We start from the raw sequence: 17,610 nt of genomic DNA, 5'->3' as shown, positions 1-17,610 counted from the left end.
ATATTCGTGGCGCAGCGTGTCGTGGTCACTCTCTTTGACGACATCGACGGCTCGGAAGCGGCGGAGACGATCGCCTTCGGACTCGACGGCAAGTCGTACGAGATCGACCTCAATCCCGCCAATGCAGAAAAACTGCGTGAGGCCCTCGCGCCCTACGTCGAGGCCGGCCGCAAGCGCGCCAGGTCCGGCAAGGCGTACACGCACACGGCACTGACCCCGGACCCCGCCGCCGTCCGGGCCTGGGCCCGCTCCAACAAGCTGGACGTGCCGCCGCGCGGCCGCATCCCGCAGAAGGTCTACGAGGCGTTCGCCGAGGCGCACTGAAACCGGCGTCCCCCGTTCGGGGGACCCGGCCTCCCGGGCCTGACGAGGGGCCGTCAGCGGACCCTGGGGGCAGCCGACTTGCGCTGCCCCCCTGCTGGTCAGCTAGAGTCTGGAACACGCCGAGGGGCGAGGCCGAAAGGCCGGAGCCCACGAGGTCGTGCGGGTGTAGTTCAGTAGTAGAACATCCCCCTTCCAGGGGGAAGGCGCAGTGTGCAATTCCTGTCACCCGCTCCGCATCGCTTACCCACCACTCTTGTGGATCAGGTAAGGTGGTGCTCGCGCCGATCGGTGAGAGCCGGTCGGAGGCAATGCGAACGTAGCTCAGTTGGTAGAGCGCAACCTTGCCAAGGTTGAGGTCGCGAGTTCGAACCTCGTCGTTCGCTCCACAAAGAAGACCCCGGTCCATGACCGGGGTCTTCTGCTGTACCCGCTCGCCCTGTCCGCGGCCTTCGCGAATGCCGCGCGGTGATGTGAGCACGGCCACAGACTTTTCCTCGCCGCGCATCGGGAACGACCCGCGGGGCGCTGTACGCCCTCTTCCGCATACGCCCGCGTGTCCGCCGAGTTGGCCCGTCCCGGGGTGGACCGGCGAGCGCTCGGAGCGGGTCCGGAGGCGGCGGCCGAGCAGCCGGCAGGGCGTCCACGGCACCCGGGAGGTTGGGTATAGTAGCTGTCGCGCCACGGCGCAGTGCGGACGTAGCTCAGTTGGTAGAGCGCAACCTTGCCAAGGTTGAGGTCGCGAGTTCGAGCCTCGTCGTCCGCTCCATATGAAGAAGCCCCCGGCCTCGGCCGGGGGCTTCTTCGTGCGTTCAGGACCAGCTCGTACCGGTCAGCCGCTCGAACGCCTCGATGTACTTGGCGCGGGTCGCCTCCACCACGTGGGCGGGCAGCGCGGGCGGGGGCTGCTCGCTCTTGCGGTCCCAGCCGGACTCCGCAGAGGTCAGCCAGTCGCGGACGAACTGCTTGTCGTACGACGGCTGCGCGTGACCCGGCTCCCACTCGTCGGCCGGCCAGAAGCGGGAGGAGTCCGGGGTGAGCACCTCATCGGCGAGGACGAGCGTCTCCCCCTCGAAGCCGAACTCGAACTTGGTGTCCGCGAGAACGATGCCCCGGTCGCGGGCGATGTCGCGGGCGCGGCCGTAGACGGCGAGCGTCGTCTGGCGGAGCTGGGCCGCGGTCTCGGCGCCGACCTGGCGGGCGACCTCCTCGTAGGAGACGTTCTCGTCGTGCTCGCCGACCGCCGCCTTCGTGGCCGGGGTGAAGATCGGGGCGGGCAGCTCCGAGCCGTCCACGAGGCCCTCGGGGAGGGCGAGGCCGCAGACCGTGCGGGACTCGTCGTACTCGACCAGGCCGGAACCGGTCAGGTAGCCGCGCGCGACGCACTCCACGGGGACCATCCGCAGCGACTTGCAGACCAGGGTGCGGCCCGCCCAGTCGGCGGGGGCGCCCGGCGGGAGCTCGGTGCTCAGGACGTGGTTGGGGGCGAGGTCCGCGAGCTGGTCGAACCACCACAGCGACAGCTGGGTGAGGACGCGGCCCTTGTCGGGGATCTCGGTCGGGAGCACCCAGTCGTAGGCGGAGATGCGGTCGCTGGCGACCATCACGAGGTCGCCCGCCTCGTTCTGGTACAGGTCGCGCACCTTGCCGGTGTGCAGGTGCACCAGACCCGGCACCTGAAGGGGCTCGGGCTTTTCGGCGAATCCGGACACGGTTCCTCCCCGTGGTTGAAGAAAAAGGGGCGCCCGCGGGCCCGAAGAGGCTGCGGTGGGCGACGGGTGGGCCCAGGTGGCTCGATTCTCCCGTATGCGGCGACCGGTCCGGGCCACGGGGTGCGCGGCGGGAGCGCGGGGTTGCGGGTGGTCCGGGGTGTGGCCGGAGGGGTGTGGCCGGTGGCCCGGGGCGCGGGGGAAGGGAGGGGCCGAAGGGGAGCGCGGTGCGGGAGGGGTGCCTCTCAGTCGCGTTTGCAGATGCGGTCCAGGAGGTTCGCCGTGGCGCGCTGGACACGTGTGTCGACGTGGCCGGGCCGGTCCAGGGCCGGGGACCAGGCGAACGTTCCGGACGCGAAGACCAGGGCGCCGGACGCGGCACGGTAGACGGAGGTCTCCTGGTGGCGGGTGACGCCCTCGCTGTCCGCGTAGGGGGAGTGGGCCAGCAGGATGCGGCCCTGGTGCTCGGGGAGCGGGGTGCGCGGGAAGTAACGGTCCGCCTCGCCGGCGACCAGGCCCGGGAGCTCGTCCCCCTCGTGGGCGCCGGTCGCCTCCCACAGCCAGTGGTCCGCGTTCCTGACGACGAGGGGGTGGGGCTCCGGGACGCGGCCCGCGTACTGGATGCCGATCAACTGCTGTTCCGGGCGGTCGATCTCCCGCCAGAGCGCCGGCTTTCCGGGGCCCTTGCGCTTGCGGCAGGTCAGCAGCCGGTCCGGGACGCCCGACGGGGACGGGCCCAACTCCACCTGCCAGTACATGGTGTTGGCGGAGAGGAAGACGAGCGAGGTGCCGTGGTCGCGGGCGCGCTCCACGGCACGGCGCATGGCGGGCGACCAGTACTCGTCGTGGCCGGGGAACACCAGGCCCCGGTAGCGGGTGGGGTCGACCCGGCCGGCGTGCAGGTCGCGGGCGTCGGCGTAGGCGAGGTCGTAGCCGTAGCGCTCGGCCCAGCGGATGAAGTCGTAGGCGTGCCCCACGTGCAGGGGCAGTCCGGCGCCCGCGTACGGGCGGTCGAAGGAGATCGTCGTCGCCGCGTCGGCCTCGCCGAGCAGCCGGCCGTCCTCGTCCCACGCGTGGTAGAGGCTGGCGCCCGTGCGGCCGTCCTCCGGGTAGAGGTTGTACGCCTGCCACGTGATGTCCGGGAGCAGGAGCAGCAGGTCGGCCGGCTGTTCGTCGCGGACCGTGAAGGGGACGTGGGAACGGTAGCCGTCGGCGGTGGTGAGCACGGCGACGTACGCGCCGACCGACCAGTACGTCGGGACCTGCAGCCGCCAGGACAGCCACCAGTGGTGGCAGGAGACCGTGCGGTCGGCGGTGAGCGGGGGCGGCTGGACGATGCCGGAGAGGCGCGGGCTGGTGGTGATCTTCGAGGCGCCGTCGCCGCCGTAGTGGCCGATGCGGTAGATGTCGACGCTGAATTCCTGCGGCGGGTCGACCGTGATGTGGAAGTCGATGGCCTCGCCGGGGGTGGCCGCGCCGGTGGACGTGAACCCCTTGATCTGGCGGCGGACGTCGTCGGCGGAGCGGGGTCCCGGGGTCGTGGGGCGGGAGCGCGACGGGCGGGGACGCGGGACGCCTCGGCCGGGGCGGGCGGTGGCCTGCGCTCCGGGGAGGTCGTCGACGGCGTCGATGTACCAGGGGACGACCTGGCCGGTGTCGCCGAAGTACTGCTCGTCACCGCGGAGCCACGGGACGGGGCCCTGACCGAAGGGGTCCGTCACGGCGTGCGCCAGTGCTCCCGACTCCCAGCGGCGGATCTGTTCCGACCCCATGTGTCCTCCCCTCCCCAGCGCCCCCGTCACCGTTGCGTTTCCTGCCCTGTGCGCGATCGGTCCCAGCACATCACATAACGCGCGCACTCCGTCACCGTTCGTCGCGAATTGACGTGAACGGAACGGGAGGCTCCGCCAAGGTCGAACGCAACCGTCAGCGCGGGAGGGCGCCCTCAGACCAGCCGGACGGGTTTCTCGGGGCGGACGCCCGTCTGGTGCAGCCAGGTCTTCAGGGGGGCCGGGTCGCCGGTCTCGACCAGGGCGAGGACGCGGGGGCCGAGGTCGGCGGCACGCTCACCGTCGACGAGGAGGGAGGGGCCGTCGAGCCAGTCGAGGCCCGGTATCGCGCCCGCCGTGTCCATCGCGGCGCAGCAGACCATCGCGGTGACGTGGTCGGCCAGCAGGTCCCGGCCCGTGCGGGGCGGCTGCAGGGGGAAGAGCGGAAGCATCCCGTCCTCCCACAGCGCGCTGTCGGGGCCGCCCTGCTCCACGCCGGACGCGGGGACGGGTCCCGCGGCCGCCTCCTCGCGCGCCACCTCCGCGCTGAGGGCGGCGGCCAGCGCCGCCGTCCGCTCGTTGCCCAGCGGGTCTTCGTCCTCTTCGTCGTCGCCGTCCAGGCCCCCGCCGGGCGCGACACCGTCCGCCTGCCCCCCGCCGGCTATGCCCCCGTCGCCGGCGCCCGTGTCCGGTTCCCCGTACGGAGGGGGCGTCACCGCGGCGGCGGGGTCCGGCCCGTCACCGGCGGCGGTCGTCAGGTGCTCCATGACCCGGGACAGGGTCGGGCCGGGGCCGCCGGGCTCCGCCGGGCCGCCGGAGGGGCAAACGCCCTGGGCGTCGAGGACGCGGTGGAGGCGGGCCGCGTCGGTCCGCCACTTCCGGTCGACGACCTCCTCCGGGTACTCCTGCCAGTTCACCGGCGCCCAGTCCGGGCCTCGCTCGGCGGGGCCGCCGTGGAAGAGGCGGGCGGCGAGGAGGGAGGCCGCCTCGTCGACCGCGCCGGGCTCTTCGAGGAGGTCGCAGGCCGGGCGCTCGCCCAGCCGGGAGGCGAAGCCCTCCGCGAGGCGGTCACGGCGCGAGAGTTCGGTGAGGGCCGCCACGACGCCCGCGTCCAGGCGAGAGGGCCAGCGGCCCATGCGCCAGGCGGGCAGCGCGACCCGGGTCAGCAGCCGGTCCCAGCCCGCGTACGCGAGCCCGACCTGCTCCTGGGCGACGATCCGCAGTCCGTAGTCCACGGTCTGCGCACGCTCGGCGGCGGCCGCCGCCACCCCCCGCTCCATCTCCGCCGCGTGCCCGCGGCAGCTGCGCAGGAGCAGCCGGACCACCCAGCCGGCGCCGCCGAGCACCGTCCGGACGAGGGGACCCCGGGTCGGTGCGGACGTCACGGCCACGGCCGCGTCCAGACCGCGTACGAAACGGCGGGCCGCGGCTATGTCCGGGTGGGCGGAGGGGCCCGTGCCCGCGACGACGGGGGCGAGGACCGCGCGCAGCTCCCCCACCCGCATCCACCACAGGAACGGCGAGCCGATGACGAGGACGGGCGTGGCGGTGCTCCGGCGGTGCGCGTGCCTCGTGGCCCGGCCGAGACCGCCGGACAGCGCGGAGAGGCGGCCGCCGCGGCGCTGCGGGGGCCTGCCCTGCGCCGGGTGCGTGCGGTCCTCCAGCCAGCTGTCGCAGTCCGGGGTGAGCGCTATCGCGGAGGGGACCGGGACGTCGAGCCGGTCGGCCAGGTCGCGCACCATCCGGTACAGGTCGGGCGCCGAGGTCTCGACGACCGGCACCGTCGGGCTCATCGCCGGCCGGGCCCGGGAGACCACCAATGCGATACCGGCGGCCGCCAGCAGGACGACCACGGCCAGGGCGGTCACGACCCGGCGGGCCGTCCCCCAGCCGCCGCCGACGAGATGGCCCGTGGACCCGCCGACGAGCAGCACGACGGCGACGGCCGCGGGCAGCAGGGCGACGGCCAGCGCCCTGCTGCGGATGCGCAGCACGGCGAGAGCCCGGGAGCGCGCCGCCAGCGCGCCCACCTCCACACCCATACCGGTCACGACCGGATGCCACCCCCTACCGTCTCGCCCGGGGCCCGCCGTGACAGTGGCTGTCACGGTCGGCGCCGGGGCATCTGCTGGCGTTGCTCATCCCCCCACTGTGGCACCCGCCACCGACATCGCAATGCCGGTGGGCCAAGTGCCGGAACGCTTGCGCCGCACCCTAGTTGGGGCCTCGGCCCCAGTCAGCCGGATGGGGCATCGGTCACTCGATGGAATGGCTTTGGGGAGAGCTGGATGACAGTGGGCAACGATCAGGCCCCGGATCCCAAGGGGAATCCGGGGCCTGAGGTGGCGGGCCGTGGGTGACGGAGCGTGTCCGTCACCGTCGTGCCGCGGGCCGGTAGGCGATCGGGGTGCCGGGCGGCGTCCGCGCGCCGCCCACCTCCCCGTTCTACGCTTCCGCCGCCGCCTTCGCCGCGATGTCGGTGCGGTGCTGGGAGCCGTCGAGACGGATCCGGGAGAGCGCCGTGTACGCACGGTCGCGGGCCTGCGTGAGGTCGTCGCCGACGGCCGTGACGGACAGGACGCGACCGCCCGCGCTGACCACCGCGTCACCGTCGCGCTTCGTCCCGGCGTGCAGGACGTACGCGTTCGGCGCGTCTTGGGCCGCCACCTCGTCGAGGCCGGTGATCGCGTCGCCGGTGCGCGGGGTGCCGGGGTAGTTGTGCGACGCCACGACCACGGTGACGGCCGCCTCCTCGCTCCAGCGCAGGGGCGGGAGGAAGGCGAGGTTGCCGGTGGCCGCGGCGAGCAGCAGACCCGCGAGCGGGGTCCTGAGGCGGGCGAGGACCACCTGGGTCTCCGGGTCGCCGAAGCGCGCGTTGAACTCGATGACCCGCACGCCGCGGCTGGTGATCGCGAGGCCCGCGTAGAGAAGGCCGGAGAACGGCGTACCGCGGCGGCGCAGCTCGTCGACGGTCGGCTGGAGGACGGTCTCCATGACCTCGTCGACCAGCTTCGGGTCCGCCCAGGGCAGGGGCGAGTACGCGCCCATGCCGCCGGTGTTCGGGCCCTCGTCGCCGTCCAGGGCGCGCTTGAAGTCCTGGGCCGGTTGGAGCGGGACCACGGTCTCGCCGTCGGTGACCGCGAAGAGGGAGACCTCGGGGCCGTCGAGGAACTCCTCGATGACGACGCGGTCGCAGGCGTTGGCGTGGGCCCGGGCGGCGTCGAGGTCGTCGGTGACGACGACGCCCTTGCCGGCGGCGAGGCCGTCGTCCTTCACCACGTACGGGGCGCCGAAGGCGTCGAGCGCCTCCTCGACCTCGTCCGGCGTCGTGCAGACGTAAGAGCGCGCCGTGGGGACGCCGGCGGCGGCCATGACGTCCTTGGCGAAGGCCTTGGAGCCCTCCAGCTGCGCCGCCTCCTTGGAGGGGCCGAAGCAGGGGATGCCCGCCTCGCGCACGGCGTCGGCGACTCCCGCGACGAGCGGGGCCTCCGGGCCCACGATCACCAGCTCGGCGCCGAGGCGCGTGGCCAGCGTGGCCACGGCGGCACCGTCGAGGGCGTCGACCGGGTGCAGCTCGGCCGTCTCCGCGATGCCTGCGTTCCCGGGGGCGCAGTGCAGTGCGGTGACGTCGGGGTCGTGGGACAGGGAGTGGCACAGGGCGTGTTCGCGGGCGCCGCTACCGATGACAAGGACCTTCACGGGGGTCAGCCTAACCGTCCCGGGCGAGTGCCTTTGTAGAGGATTCCGAGGCGTGGACGCGGGCGGGTTGGTGTGAATCTCCAGTTGGGGGTGGGGGGTACGGGGGCGGGGCGGGATTGAGGGTGAGGTTCGGGGGTGGGGTGCGGTGGGGGGGGAGGGCAGGGCTGCGGGACTTGGGGAGCCGGAGGCCGGGGAGTGGGGGCGCGGTCTGCGCGGGGCGGGGACACGGTCGCAGGCGCCCGGGGGGCCGGGGTTGCGGTCGCGTCGCCTTGGCGGCGCGGGGCGGGGACACGGTCGCAGGCGCCCGGGGGGCCGGGGTTGCGGTCGCGTCGCGTTGGCGTGGGCCGAAGTTACGGCTGTACGGCGCCCGGTGGGCCAGGGCCACGGCCGCAGGCGGCCGGGGTGGGGCATGGCCACGCCCGCCGGGGGCCGAGGGATGGCCGCAGCGTCGGCTCAGCGTGGGCGGCGGCGTGGCCCAAGGCCACGGCTGTAGGGCCCTCGACGTGGGCGGGGTCACAGCCGCACCGCGTCGGTGTGGGTGTGGGCGGTGGGCGTGGGCGTGGGCCGGAGCATCGCCTGCACGGCATCGGCGTAGGCCGGGGATCAGGCGTACGGCGCCTGCGGGGGCCTGGGCCACAGCCGCACCACGTTGGCGTGGGCGTGAGCCGCGTCTCCGGAGCCGTACCACATCGGCGAGGCCCGGATCAGGACCGCATGCCGTCGGCGTGAGCCAGAGCCACGGCCGTACGGCATCGGCGTGAGCCGGGGATCAGGGCCGCCACGGCCTCGGCGTGGGTGTAGACCGGCGTCACGCCCGTACGGCGCCGACGTGGGCCGGGGCAACAGCCGCACCGCGCCTGCGTGAACCGGAGTCGCGGCCGCACGACATCGGGTGAGCCGGGGACGGGCCGTACGGCATCGGCGTCGGACTGAGCCGAGGCCGGGGTCGGGCTACTCGTGCGAGACCTCTTCGACCACCGTCGCGCCCAGTTCGCGGACGATCAGGTCGTGGCCCGAGAGGGCGGACTCGTCCAGGTCGGGGTCGTCGTCCTCGGGGGTGTCGTCCTCGGGTGAGACGGGGGGCGGGGGCTCCGCCGCGGGCGGGGCCGGTCTCGGGGCGGACGCGGACGGGCCCGAGGACGCCGGGCCCTGCGAAGGGGCGGGGCGGGCCGCCGGGGCCGGCTGCTGCGGGGCGGGACGGGGCGCCGCCGGTCCCCCACCGTGCCCACCGCCGAAACCGGGGCCCGGCGCGGGAGGCGGCGCCGAGCCGCCCGACGGGTCGACGATGGCGTCGATCTTCCACTGCACGTTGAACTGCTCGGCCAGCGCCTGCTTCAGCACGTCCTCGCTGCCGCTGCTCGCGAAGTTGTCCCTGGCGCCCGCGTTGACGAAGCCGATCTGGAGGGTCGTGCCGTCGAAGCCGGTCACCTGCGCGTTCTGGCTGAGCAGGATCCAGGTGAAGCGGCGCCGGTTCTTCACCGCCTCCAGGATGTTCGGCCAGAGCGTGCGCGGGTCGGGGCCGCCGGGCACGGAGGCGGAGGGGGCGGGCGCGGCGGCTGCCGGAGCCGGGGCGGGTGCGGGCGCGGGGGCGGCCGACGGGGCCGGGGCCGCGGGCGGGCCCGAGGCTGTCTGGCCACCGGCGGGCGTGGTGGTGGGCCAGCCGCCGGGGCGCCGGGCGCCTCCGCTGCCCGCCGCCGTCGCGGTGGGCCAGGCGCCGGGGGCGGGGGCGGCGGGCCGGTCCGGCTGGGCAGGCGGGGCCGCCGGGGCCGGAGCCTGGACGGGCGCCTGCGCCGCGACCGGGGCGGGCGCGGGCGTGGGCTCCGGCTGGACCGGGGCCGGGGCGGGAGCCGGTGGCTGTGCCAGGGCGCCGGTGTCCGTCGCGGGACCGCCGGTCCCCGGAGCCGCGCCGGCCGACCGCACCGCGGCCCGGGCCGCGGCGGCACCGCCTCCCGGGGGCACGGCGGGTCCGCCGCCCGGCGCCGGTGCGGGAGCGGCCGCCTGCGCGAGCGGCGCGCCGTGGGCGTCCGGGCCCGGTGCGGGCACGTAACCCATGGCGGGGGCGGCGCCGGCCCCGGTGAAGTTCACCCCGCGCTCGATGCGGTCCAGCCGGGCCATGACGGAGCGCTCGTCCCCGTAGGCGGCGGGCAGCAGCACGCGCGCGCAGATGAGCTCCAGCTGGAGCCGCGGCGAGGTGGCGCCGCGCATCTCGGTCAGTCCCTCGTTCACGAGGTCGGCTGCACGGCTCAGCTCGGCGGCGCCGAAGACGGCGGCCTGGGCCTGCATCCGCTCCACGACGTCGGCGGGGGCGTCGATGAGCCCCTTCTCCGCGGCGTCCGGCACGGCCGCCAGGATCACCAGGTCCCGCAGGCGCTCCAGCAGGTCGGCGACGAACCGGCGGGGGTCGTTGCCCCCCTCGATGATGCGGTCCACCACCTCGAAGGCCGCCGCCCCGTCCCCGGAGGCGAACGCCTCGACCACGGAGTCCAGCAGCGACCCGTCCGTGTAACCGAGCAGGGAGGTCGCCATGGCGTATGTCACACCGGCGTCGCCCGCTCCGGCGAGCAGCTGGTCCATGACGGACATGGAGTCACGCACGGAACCGGCACCCGCGCGCACGACCAGCGGCAGCACGCCGTCCTCCACGGGGATGCCCTCGCTGCCGCAGACCTCGCCGAGGTACGTGCGCAGGGTCCCGGGCGGCACCAGACGGAAGGGGTAGTGGTGGGTCCGCGAACGGATCGTCCCGATGACCTTCTCGGGCTCGGTCGTGGCGAAGATGAACTTGAGGTGCTCCGGGGGCTCCTCGACCACCTTCAGCAGCGCGTTGAAGCCGGCCGGCGTGACCATGTGGGCCTCGTCGATGATGTAGATCTTGTACCGGCTGCTCGCGGGGCCGAAGAATGCCTTTTCCCGCAGGTCACGGGCGTCGTCCACGCCTCCGTGGGACGCGGCGTCGATCTCGATGACGTCGATGGAACCCGGCCCGTTCCTGGCCAGGTCGCGGCAGGACTGGCACTCGCCGCAAGGTGTCGGCGTAGGACCCTGCTCGCAGTTCAGACAGCGGGCGAGGATGCGCGCGCTCGTGGTCTTACCGCACCCACGCGGACCGCTGAACAGGTACGCGTGATTGACCCGGTTGTTCCGCAGCGCCTGCTGCAACGGGTCGGTGACATGCTCCTGCCCGATGACCTCGGCGAACGACTCCGGGCGATAGCGGCGGTACAGCGCGAGAGACGACACGCATACGAGGTTATAGGCGCCCACTGACAACCCGGACCGCCCGGAAGCGACCCCCGCTCCGGACCCGCCCGCCCTTCGGGGCCACCGGCCGACCGCCGGCCGCACGGCCCTGGGAACGCAGACGCCCCCCACGCACCCGCCAGAGCCAACCTACCCTTGCTGCCTTCCGGCCCTGGGGGAGTTCAGTCAGATAGCGCCACGTGAGGGGCTCCGCACAGGTTACCTGATCCTGGCGGTGAGAACGAGTTCGCGAGCACTCCTCAACGTCTTGTATTGTTTGCCGCGGAGGATTCGCCTAGAGGCCTAGGGCGCACGCTTGGAAAGCGTGTTGGGGGCAACCCCTCACGAGTTCGAATCTCGTATCCTCCGCCAGTGCCTCACCGGGCACTAACGTCGAAGGGCCCCACCGCGAGGTGGGGCCCTTCGACGTTGTCCGTCCTATTCGGTTCAGAACATGCCTCCACCGGCGCCGATCGTCTGGCCGGCGATCCAGCGGCCCTGGTCGGAGACCAGGAAGCGGACGATGTCGGCGATGTCCTCCGGCTGTCCGACGCGGCCGAGCGGCGTGTTCGCGACCTCGGCGTCGATCACCGCCTGTCCCGCGGCGACCAGGGCCGGCGTCAGGACGGCGCCGGGCAGCACGCTGTTGACCGTGATGCCGCGGGGGCCGACCTCGTGCGCGAGCACCCGGACCAAGTGGTCGACGGCGGCCTTGCTGGCCGCGTAGACGCCGGTTCCGGTGCGCGGCATCCGCGTCAGCCCGGCCGAGATGGCGACGATCCGCCCGCCGTCGGGGAGCCGGAGCGCGGCCTCGCGCAGCGCGATGAACCCCGCCCGCGCGTTCACGGCGAACATCGCGTCGAACTGCTCGTCGGTCGTGTCGACGATCGTGCCGTGGTTCACGTTGGCGGCGTTCAGCACCACGATGTCGAGGCCGCCGAACTCCTTCTCCGCGAAGTCGAACAGCCCGCGCAGCTGCGCGGCGTCGGCGATGTCGGCCGGAGCGGCCACCGCGGTGCCGCCGGCCCCCTTGATTCCGCGTACGACGTCCTCGGCGTCCTGGCGCTCCGACGGGTAGTAGTGGACGACCACGCTCGCCTCGTCTCCGGCCAGGCGTTCCGCGATCGTCCTGCCGATTCCCCGCGACGCTCCCGTCACGAGCGCGACCTTGCTGTGCACTGCCATCGAACGACCTTCTTCGTGCGGCCCGGCCTCCCGGGATAAGCTGACTTCTGACACTTGTCAGATTACGCCCGTTCTGACAGGCGTCAAGCAGAGGTGACCCAGTACACGCGGCGCCTCCGCGCCAGACCGACGGAAGGTGTCAGATGGAACCGCGACGGAAGAACGCCGCCGTGCAGCTCGACGAGAGCGAGATCCTGCGCCGAGGGCTCGACACGTTCGCCGAGCTCGGCTACGACGCGACCACCGTGCGGGAGCTGGCCCGCCGGCTCGGGGTCAGCCACAACTTCATCAATGACCGTTACGGGTCGAAGGCGAGCTTCTGGCGCGCGGTGGTCGACTTCGCGCTCACCGGCGTCCAGGCCGAGCGTGACGCCCTGCTGGCGCGGCACCGCGACGACGCCGAGCGGCTGAGGGAGGCGGTCGGTCAGCTCTATCGCATGACGGCGAACGCGTCGCAGCTCAACCGGCTGATCGCCGACGAGTCCACTCGCGACTCCGACCGCCTGGACTATCTGCACCAGCGGTTCGTGCAGCCGTTCTGGGACAGCCTCACGCCGACGATCACGGCTCTCGTCGACGCGGGGCGCATCCCGCGCGTAGCCCCGCGCATCCTCTACTTCGCGATCATCGGCCCGGCCCTGGCCCTCACCCAGGACCCCATCGCCGACCGCCTCGACCCCGCCACCACGCCGACCGCGCACCACGACCGGAACGGCATGGCCGACGCGTTGGCGGCCCTGGCCCTGCACGGTCTGCTGCCGCCGGAGGAACGGACGTGATTTCAAGTCCGTGACGCACCGCGAGGACGACTCTCAGCCTTGCGCCGCCACTACGACGCGGGAGAGCTGCAGGCAGGGCCAAACTCCTAGACATGCTGCACACATCACGCCTCTCCGTGGCTGCCGCGTCGTGCCGGTCACGCAGTACAGAGGCGTTCCATCATCAGGCCGCGCTGCAATTAACTTCCGGGGCAGGCCGAATCTCTGTATGCCCAGCCGGATTTATCAGCTCTTGACGGGTGCGTTGCTCGACCAGAACGTGGACTTCACGTTCGGCGCCGGCAACTCCTGCTTCGAGTAGTCAGGGCCGTTCGGCTTACTGGTCGGCTGCGCAACCTCGGACTCCTTTACGCATGGGGTGGTGACGCTTAGGTGTGCTTGGCCGTTGGGGCCGATCAGGACTTCAAGCTGGAAGCCGTCTTGTGTCCTGAAGTGCGCTACGAGTCCGTTCGGGCTCGTGGTGACAAGCTTGTAGCCCTTGCTCTTCCAGTGCCGTTCGAGAACGCCGAGGAAGCTGCCACGCCGCTCGGCAGAAATGATCGTCATGACGGCACGATCGCGGTCCACATAGCAGTCACCCGGCATGGAGTACCGATGTGTCCACTCCACGGGAGGCTTGATAACGGCAAAAGCCTCGTCAAGAATTTTGTCCGCCCTGTCGGCGGCTTCCTGCAGATTCATCTTCGACTGGCTTTCCTTGCTCGAGGACGCGGAACCCGTCGTACCGCATCCAGTAAGAAGCAGTGCCAACACTGCGACCACTGCAACTCTTCCCCTCATCGCGGCGTCTCCCTTCTGACGTATTCCGGATGCCCTGCAACAATGGCAGCGATATTCTGAGCAGAGATTTTATCCTTCCCCGCTTCTGGAGAGAAATAATTACTGTGGGCTTCGAAATCCAACTTTGAATCCAAAACATCTGAGTAGACCGGTTGCACAAGCTCCGGCCCGGGTAGGGTCTCGAACCTGTTGGCGCCGAATGCTTTACTTGCCGGATCCTTGCCAAACCAGATGTCGTCGTCACCCTGGTCAGCGACCTCTGCTCCTAGATACGCGCCGGCCGGCCCTCCCCCGAAGAATCCCATGGTTCCTGCCACGGCTTCCTTCGACGAAGGAAGCTTGGTGACAATGTCGTTCTCCGCTGCGCCCACCCAGACGTGATCCTTACCAACACCCAGATCCTCGGCCTTGTCGACACCGACGCCGGGACTTCCGACGAGAATGATGTCATCGGCGCCCGGAATCCCTCCCGCCTCCTGCGTGGCGCCACCTACCAATCGAGAGCCATATGAATGCCCGATGGCGGTGACGTGGGGATCAGAATTCTCATTCGTTGCCGTAATTCCACTCATGAAGCTGTTGTAGGCGGGGGCACCGCGCTCGGCGTCGCTCGTCGTCATCACATCGAGCGACTGAGGCGCGTCGTAGCCGAGCCATACGATCGATGACGAGGATGCATCAAACTTCTGGGCTTCCGTGGCCGTATAAAAAGCGCGTTTCACCGTACCATCAGCAAATTCAGCGTCGAGTTTGGTGCCCAACCCGGGCGCATAAGCCGATACGTTCTTTGAAGTGTCAGGGTTTCCGTAGGCGACGATCGCTCTCCCGTTCCCGTCGAGACTGATACCCAGAAGGAGCATCGGCGGCTGGCTTCCTGCGTTGAGCTTGTTCTGGATACCCCTCAGCCCTTCGAGCTTTTCCTTGGAAGCCTCGTCGTGCTGTCCTTCCAAGTGTGCGATGAGGAGCCGAATGTTCTCTCGGTTTACCTCGTCCCTGACCGTGGACGGAATCCCGTCCAAGTTGCCGATGATTTCCGGGAATCCCGCCTTGTACTCCTCGCGCTGCTCTACGCTGAGGCTGTCCCACCATTCCTTGCGGTCGGTGGCTGACTTGTCCAACGGGATCTGGTCCTGAAGGTACTGACTGGCCGCTGCACTCACGACATCGACATCGGCCGCTGCGTCCGCCCATGTCTTGGAGTCGACGTTCAGCCCTGGCGCCGCCTTAAGCTTGTTCAGTGCCTTGCTGTACCGATCGTCGATCTCCTGGGCTTCCCGTACGGCGTGGGCAATGCGGTCGGCGATCTCCGCAGCCCGCGCATGGTGAGGATTCGGGTTCTTGAGCTGAGGGCTCCTGGGCACCAGGCCCGGTGACTGAAACCCTGTGTCGTTACCCGTGATCAGTCCGTTGTTACCCAGGACTGTGCCGCCGGGAATCGGCTCACCAGTGAGCTGATTCTTACCGCCTGCGGGATACGTGATAGTGCCGTCCGTATTGACCATGTACGCCAGCGCTTCCGCATCGTCCAAGGCCTCATTCAGGCGGCGCCTGGGCGCGGCAATCTCGGCCGAAAATCCGTCAAGAGCTGCAGCGACCAGGCCGCACTCGACTTGCGTGTAATGGAAGTTTTCCGACAATTTCCGCAACTGTTTGAGTGCCGCGTCCGCGGCCTCACCTTTGTTGGCCTTCCGCATGGTCGCGGTGATCTGCTTATCAATCCGGTCCAAGGCCGCGCCCGCAGTGCTGCTGATCGCATGGTATCCGTCTGCCGCCTCCGCGTACTCGGTCGGCTTGAGAGCTTTAAGAGTCAGATGGTCCATGTCACCGCCCCTTGGCTCGGCTGGCGGAGGACGCGTCCTCGTAGTACTCCGTCCTGACCTTGGCAATCTCGGCCTTGATCGCCTCGTCAGTCCGTAGCTGGTCGTTGCCCGTCTTCTCCAGCACGTCGGCAAGTCCGGCGCACACCTCGCTCACGTCTTTCACGTAGCGCTTCCAGGAGTCGTAGACGCTGCGCTGGGCCGCTGCGGTCAGGCAACCGGGTTCCTTTACGAGTCCAGTCTGGCCCAACTCCGTTTTCCGCCACGCCTCGCCAAGGTCTTTGCGCACCGATCCGACGCCCTCCCCCGCCTTGGTCCAAGCCGCTTTGTCGGAGCTAAGTTCGGGGACACCGCCTTCACTGGAGCCCGTACCGCCCTGGTCTGCCGGCATTTGATTGAGCTGCATCTGCGTGGTGTGCCGCTCGGCCGCTGCGGCCTTGAGCTGCTCCCACTCCTCCCACGCCATCCGCGGTCCCTCCCCGTGTCCTGATCGTGCGTCGCCTGGCGGGCTGAGCCCGTGACCGAGCGCTTTGGAGCCTGAGACGTACCGTAACGGCCACGCATCACGGGCCTCATCCGTATCGGCCACCATGACCCGTGAGTACCTGTACTCAGGCGGTGGCGCTCGTCACGGTGATGGTGTCGGTGGGAGGGGGGTGGTGCCTGGGGCGAAGTGGGTGCGGAGGTAGATGCGGGTGTGGGTCGGGGTGTGGTCGTGGGCGTACAGGCGGACGCAGCGTTCATCGGACATGTCGTACGTATCAGGCGGGGATTGCGCCCACTCGGCGGTGGCGCCGGGGCAGACGTAGCCGTAGCGGATGCCCTTCTTCAGGGTTTCCGGTTCCGGTAGGCCGAAGTGGGCGAAGTCGTGGGCGTTGGTCGTCTGTGCGGACGTCGGCTCCAGCCACTTGCCGTCCGGCGGGTGCTTCTCCAGGTACCTCTTCGCCTCCGCCCTCGTCAGCGTGAAGGTGAGGATGCCCGTGTCGAAGCGTGAGGTCACCTCGTACGCCGCTCGCGGGGAGCCGGCCGTGGCCGGGACGTCCAGGCCCATCCGCTCGGCCATCCACTCCGGTGTGATCCCCTCGGCCCACCTCGCGTCCGCCGCCTCCCGGGCCGCGCGCCCGCCGTCCTTACCGTCGTCCGCGCCGGTGAGGAGCACTCCCGCCGCGATCACGGCGCCGGCGAGGACCAGCACCGCGGCAGCCCGCCACCTTCGTGGGGCGCGGCCGTCCTTCTGGCCGGGTGCGCTGCGCGCGTTGGGGTCGGTCATCGCGTCGGCATCCAGTTCCGTAGGTGTCCGTACTCCTCGTCAGGAGGAGGGACGGTCCCGGGTGGTTCCTCGGGTCGGCGACTTCCCCTCCGGGGCGGGTTCGTGGCGTCGGGCCGGTGGCGGGGTAGCCGGTCGTCCATGGGTGAGATTCTGGTGGGTGCGTGTTCGTGGACGGATCGGGCCCTCGTGGGGAGCGGCTGGTATCCCCCGGGGTGGCGGGACGCGGAGGGGCGGCTGCGGCACTACGCCGGGCAATTTTCCGTCGTAGAGGTCGACTCCGCCTACTACGCGCTGCCCAGTGAGCGGAACAGTCTCCTCTGGAGCCAACGGACCCCGGCCGGCTTCGTGTTCGACGTGAAGGCGTTCTCGCTGCTCACCGGGCACCCGACGCGGGACGCCGCGCTGCCCGCCGATCTGCGGGGCCGCACCGGGCGCGGCGTGCCGGACGCCGTGCTGCTCGACGAGGTGTGGGCGCGGTTCGCCTCGGCGCTCGAACCGCTGCGGCGCACCGACCGGTTGGGGACCGTGCTGTTCCAGTTCCCGCCGTGGTTCGCGCCCGGCGCCCGGTCCGAGACGTTCCTGCGGGAGTGCGCCGCCCGTACGGCGGGGTGGCCGCTCGCCGTGGAGTTCCGGCATCCCGGGTGGTGGCAGGAGGGGCTGTACGACCGTACGGCCGGGCTGCTCGCGGAGCTGGGGACGAGTGCCGTCGCCGTGGACATGGTGCAGACGCTGCGCACGTCCGTCCCGCCCGTCACGCCGGTCCCCTCCCCCGAACTGGCCGTCGTCCGCTTCCACGGGCGGAACGAGGCCTGGGGTACCGGCAGCAAGGAGGACCGCTTCCGGCACACGTACACCGACGGTGAACTCGCCGAGTGGGTCCCCCGGGTGGCCCGTATGGCCGGGCACGCCAAGCGGGTCCACGTGCTGTTCAACAACTGCTGCGCCGACGCGGCCGTCCGGGCCGCCGAGGCCATGCGGCGACTGCTCGCCGACGAGGGACTGACCGTGCGGTGAGGTGTCAAGACGGCTGCCCTGTAGGCG

The 17,610-nt window shown here is 71.2% G+C and carries 13 protein-coding genes, 4 tRNA genes and 1 other RNA gene; 7 read left to right on the top strand and 11 right to left on the bottom strand.

The window, feature by feature from the left end:
- The first annotated feature begins 6 nt into the window (after positions 1–6).
- The 4 genes from ACFYQQ_RS18955 to ACFYQQ_RS18940 all read left to right on the top strand — a co-directional run bounded on the left by ACFYQQ_RS18955 (position 7) and on the right by ACFYQQ_RS18940 (position 1,090).
- Complete coding sequence (locus ACFYQQ_RS18955) at positions 7–324, top strand: Lsr2 family protein (protein WP_355788774.1); 318 nt, start codon at positions 7–9, stop codon at positions 322–324.
- 159 nt (positions 325–483) lie between these two features.
- Positions 484–555: transfer RNA gene (locus ACFYQQ_RS18950), tRNA-Gly, on the top strand.
- 79 nt (positions 556–634) lie between these two features.
- Positions 635–710 (top strand) — tRNA-Gly (locus ACFYQQ_RS18945).
- Positions 711–1,014: 304 nt separating this feature from the next.
- A tRNA-Gly gene (locus ACFYQQ_RS18940) sits at positions 1,015–1,090 on the top strand.
- Positions 1,091–1,133: 43 nt separating this feature from the next.
- On the opposite strand, the gene ACFYQQ_RS18935 is transcribed toward ACFYQQ_RS18940, so the two are convergent.
- From ACFYQQ_RS18935 to ffs, 6 genes are all read right to left on the bottom strand, one after another.
- On the bottom strand, positions 1,134–2,033 hold the full coding sequence (locus tag ACFYQQ_RS18935) for a phosphoribosylaminoimidazolesuccinocarboxamide synthase (RefSeq protein ID WP_355788771.1): 900 nt from the start codon (positions 2,031–2,033) through the stop codon (positions 1,134–1,136).
- A gap of 242 nt (positions 2,034–2,275) precedes the next feature.
- Positions 2,276–3,802, bottom strand: coding sequence for a N,N-dimethylformamidase beta subunit family domain-containing protein (locus tag ACFYQQ_RS18930; RefSeq protein ID WP_355788768.1), 1,527 nt, complete (start codon positions 3,800–3,802; stop codon positions 2,276–2,278).
- 173 nt (positions 3,803–3,975) lie between these two features.
- A complete protein-coding gene (locus tag ACFYQQ_RS18925) occupies positions 3,976–5,841 on the bottom strand; it encodes a hypothetical protein (protein WP_388904866.1) in 1,866 nt (621 codons plus the stop codon).
- Between the two features lie 403 nt (positions 5,842–6,244).
- Positions 6,245–7,498: a phosphoribosylamine--glycine ligase gene (gene purD, locus ACFYQQ_RS18920; RefSeq protein ID WP_355794024.1), complete on the bottom strand. Its 1,254-nt coding sequence runs from the start codon at positions 7,496–7,498 to the stop codon at positions 6,245–6,247.
- Positions 7,499–8,449: 951 nt separating this feature from the next.
- Entirely contained in the window at positions 8,450–10,738 is a 2,289-nt protein-coding gene (locus ACFYQQ_RS18915; RefSeq protein ID WP_388904856.1) for a DNA polymerase III subunit gamma and tau, read from the bottom strand.
- Positions 10,739–10,855: 117 nt separating this feature from the next.
- An RNA gene (ffs, locus tag ACFYQQ_RS18910) (signal recognition particle sRNA small type) lies at positions 10,856–10,950 on the bottom strand.
- A gap of 72 nt (positions 10,951–11,022) precedes the next feature.
- Between ffs and ACFYQQ_RS18905 the strand changes: the two genes are divergently transcribed.
- Positions 11,023–11,110: transfer RNA gene (locus ACFYQQ_RS18905), tRNA-Ser, on the top strand.
- 75 nt (positions 11,111–11,185) lie between these two features.
- On the opposite strand, the gene ACFYQQ_RS18900 is transcribed toward ACFYQQ_RS18905, so the two are convergent.
- Positions 11,186–11,923 carry an SDR family oxidoreductase gene (locus ACFYQQ_RS18900; RefSeq protein ID WP_355782251.1) on the bottom strand — a complete coding sequence of 246 codons (738 nt, stop codon included), beginning with the start codon at positions 11,921–11,923 and terminating at the stop codon, positions 11,186–11,188.
- Positions 11,924–12,066: 143 nt separating this feature from the next.
- On the opposite strand from ACFYQQ_RS18900, the gene ACFYQQ_RS18895 reads away from it, so the two are divergent.
- A complete protein-coding gene (locus tag ACFYQQ_RS18895) occupies positions 12,067–12,702 on the top strand; it encodes a TetR/AcrR family transcriptional regulator (RefSeq protein ID WP_355782249.1) in 636 nt (211 codons plus the stop codon).
- A gap of 225 nt (positions 12,703–12,927) precedes the next feature.
- On the opposite strand, the gene ACFYQQ_RS18890 is transcribed toward ACFYQQ_RS18895, so the two are convergent.
- From ACFYQQ_RS18890 to ACFYQQ_RS18875, 4 genes are all read right to left on the bottom strand, one after another.
- A complete protein-coding gene (locus ACFYQQ_RS18890; RefSeq protein ID WP_355782246.1) occupies positions 12,928–13,383 on the bottom strand; it encodes a hypothetical protein in 456 nt (151 codons plus the stop codon).
- 95 nt (positions 13,384–13,478) lie between these two features.
- The gene (locus tag ACFYQQ_RS18885; protein WP_355782243.1) at positions 13,479–15,302 is read right to left on the bottom strand and encodes an alpha/beta hydrolase; all 1,824 of its coding nucleotides are present in this window, start codon (positions 15,300–15,302) and stop codon (positions 13,479–13,481) included.
- Position 15,303: 1 nt separating this feature from the next.
- Entirely contained in the window at positions 15,304–15,765 is a 462-nt protein-coding gene (locus ACFYQQ_RS18880) for a hypothetical protein (protein ID WP_355782240.1), read from the bottom strand.
- A 162-nt stretch (positions 15,766–15,927) separates the two neighbouring features.
- A complete protein-coding gene (locus tag ACFYQQ_RS18875; RefSeq protein ID WP_355782237.1) occupies positions 15,928–16,569 on the bottom strand; it encodes a hypothetical protein in 642 nt (213 codons plus the stop codon).
- Between the two features lie 138 nt (positions 16,570–16,707).
- Here ACFYQQ_RS18875 and ACFYQQ_RS18870 point away from each other — a divergent pair, with 138 nt between their 5' ends.
- Positions 16,708–17,583: a DUF72 domain-containing protein gene (locus ACFYQQ_RS18870; protein WP_355782234.1), complete on the top strand. Its 876-nt coding sequence runs from the start codon at positions 16,708–16,710 to the stop codon at positions 17,581–17,583.
- Positions 17,584–17,610: the final 27 nt, after the last annotated feature.

This window comes from Streptomyces sp. NPDC005496, from assembly GCF_042872045.1.
GTDB lineage: Bacteria > Actinomycetota > Actinomycetes > Streptomycetales > Streptomycetaceae > Streptomyces.
Note: the sequence above shows the minus strand (reverse complement) of the source record. Positions and strands in the feature narration are given on the sequence as shown.

Coding starts and splice junctions, on each gene's coding strand:
- ACFYQQ_RS18890 (WP_355782246.1), bottom strand. CDS start 13,383: ATGAATCTGCAGGAAGCCGCCGACAGGGCGGACAAAATTCTTGACGAG.
- ACFYQQ_RS18925 (WP_388904866.1), bottom strand. CDS start 5,841: ATGGGTGTGGAGGTGGGCGCGCTGGCGGCGCGCTCCCGGGCTCTCGCC.
- ACFYQQ_RS18875 (WP_355782237.1), bottom strand. CDS start 16,569: ATGACCGACCCCAACGCGCGCAGCGCACCCGGCCAGAAGGACGGCCGC.
- ACFYQQ_RS18880 (WP_355782240.1), bottom strand. CDS start 15,765: ATGGCGTGGGAGGAGTGGGAGCAGCTCAAGGCCGCAGCGGCCGAGCGG.
- ACFYQQ_RS18900 (WP_355782251.1), bottom strand. CDS start 11,923: ATGGCAGTGCACAGCAAGGTCGCGCTCGTGACGGGAGCGTCGCGGGGA.
- ACFYQQ_RS18870 (WP_355782234.1), top strand. CDS start 16,708: ATGGGTGAGATTCTGGTGGGTGCGTGTTCGTGGACGGATCGGGCCCTC.
- ACFYQQ_RS18895 (WP_355782249.1), top strand. CDS start 12,067: ATGGAACCGCGACGGAAGAACGCCGCCGTGCAGCTCGACGAGAGCGAG.
- ACFYQQ_RS18930 (WP_355788768.1), bottom strand. CDS start 3,802: ATGGGGTCGGAACAGATCCGCCGCTGGGAGTCGGGAGCACTGGCGCAC.
- ACFYQQ_RS18885 (WP_355782243.1), bottom strand. CDS start 15,302: ATGGACCATCTGACTCTTAAAGCTCTCAAGCCGACCGAGTACGCGGAG.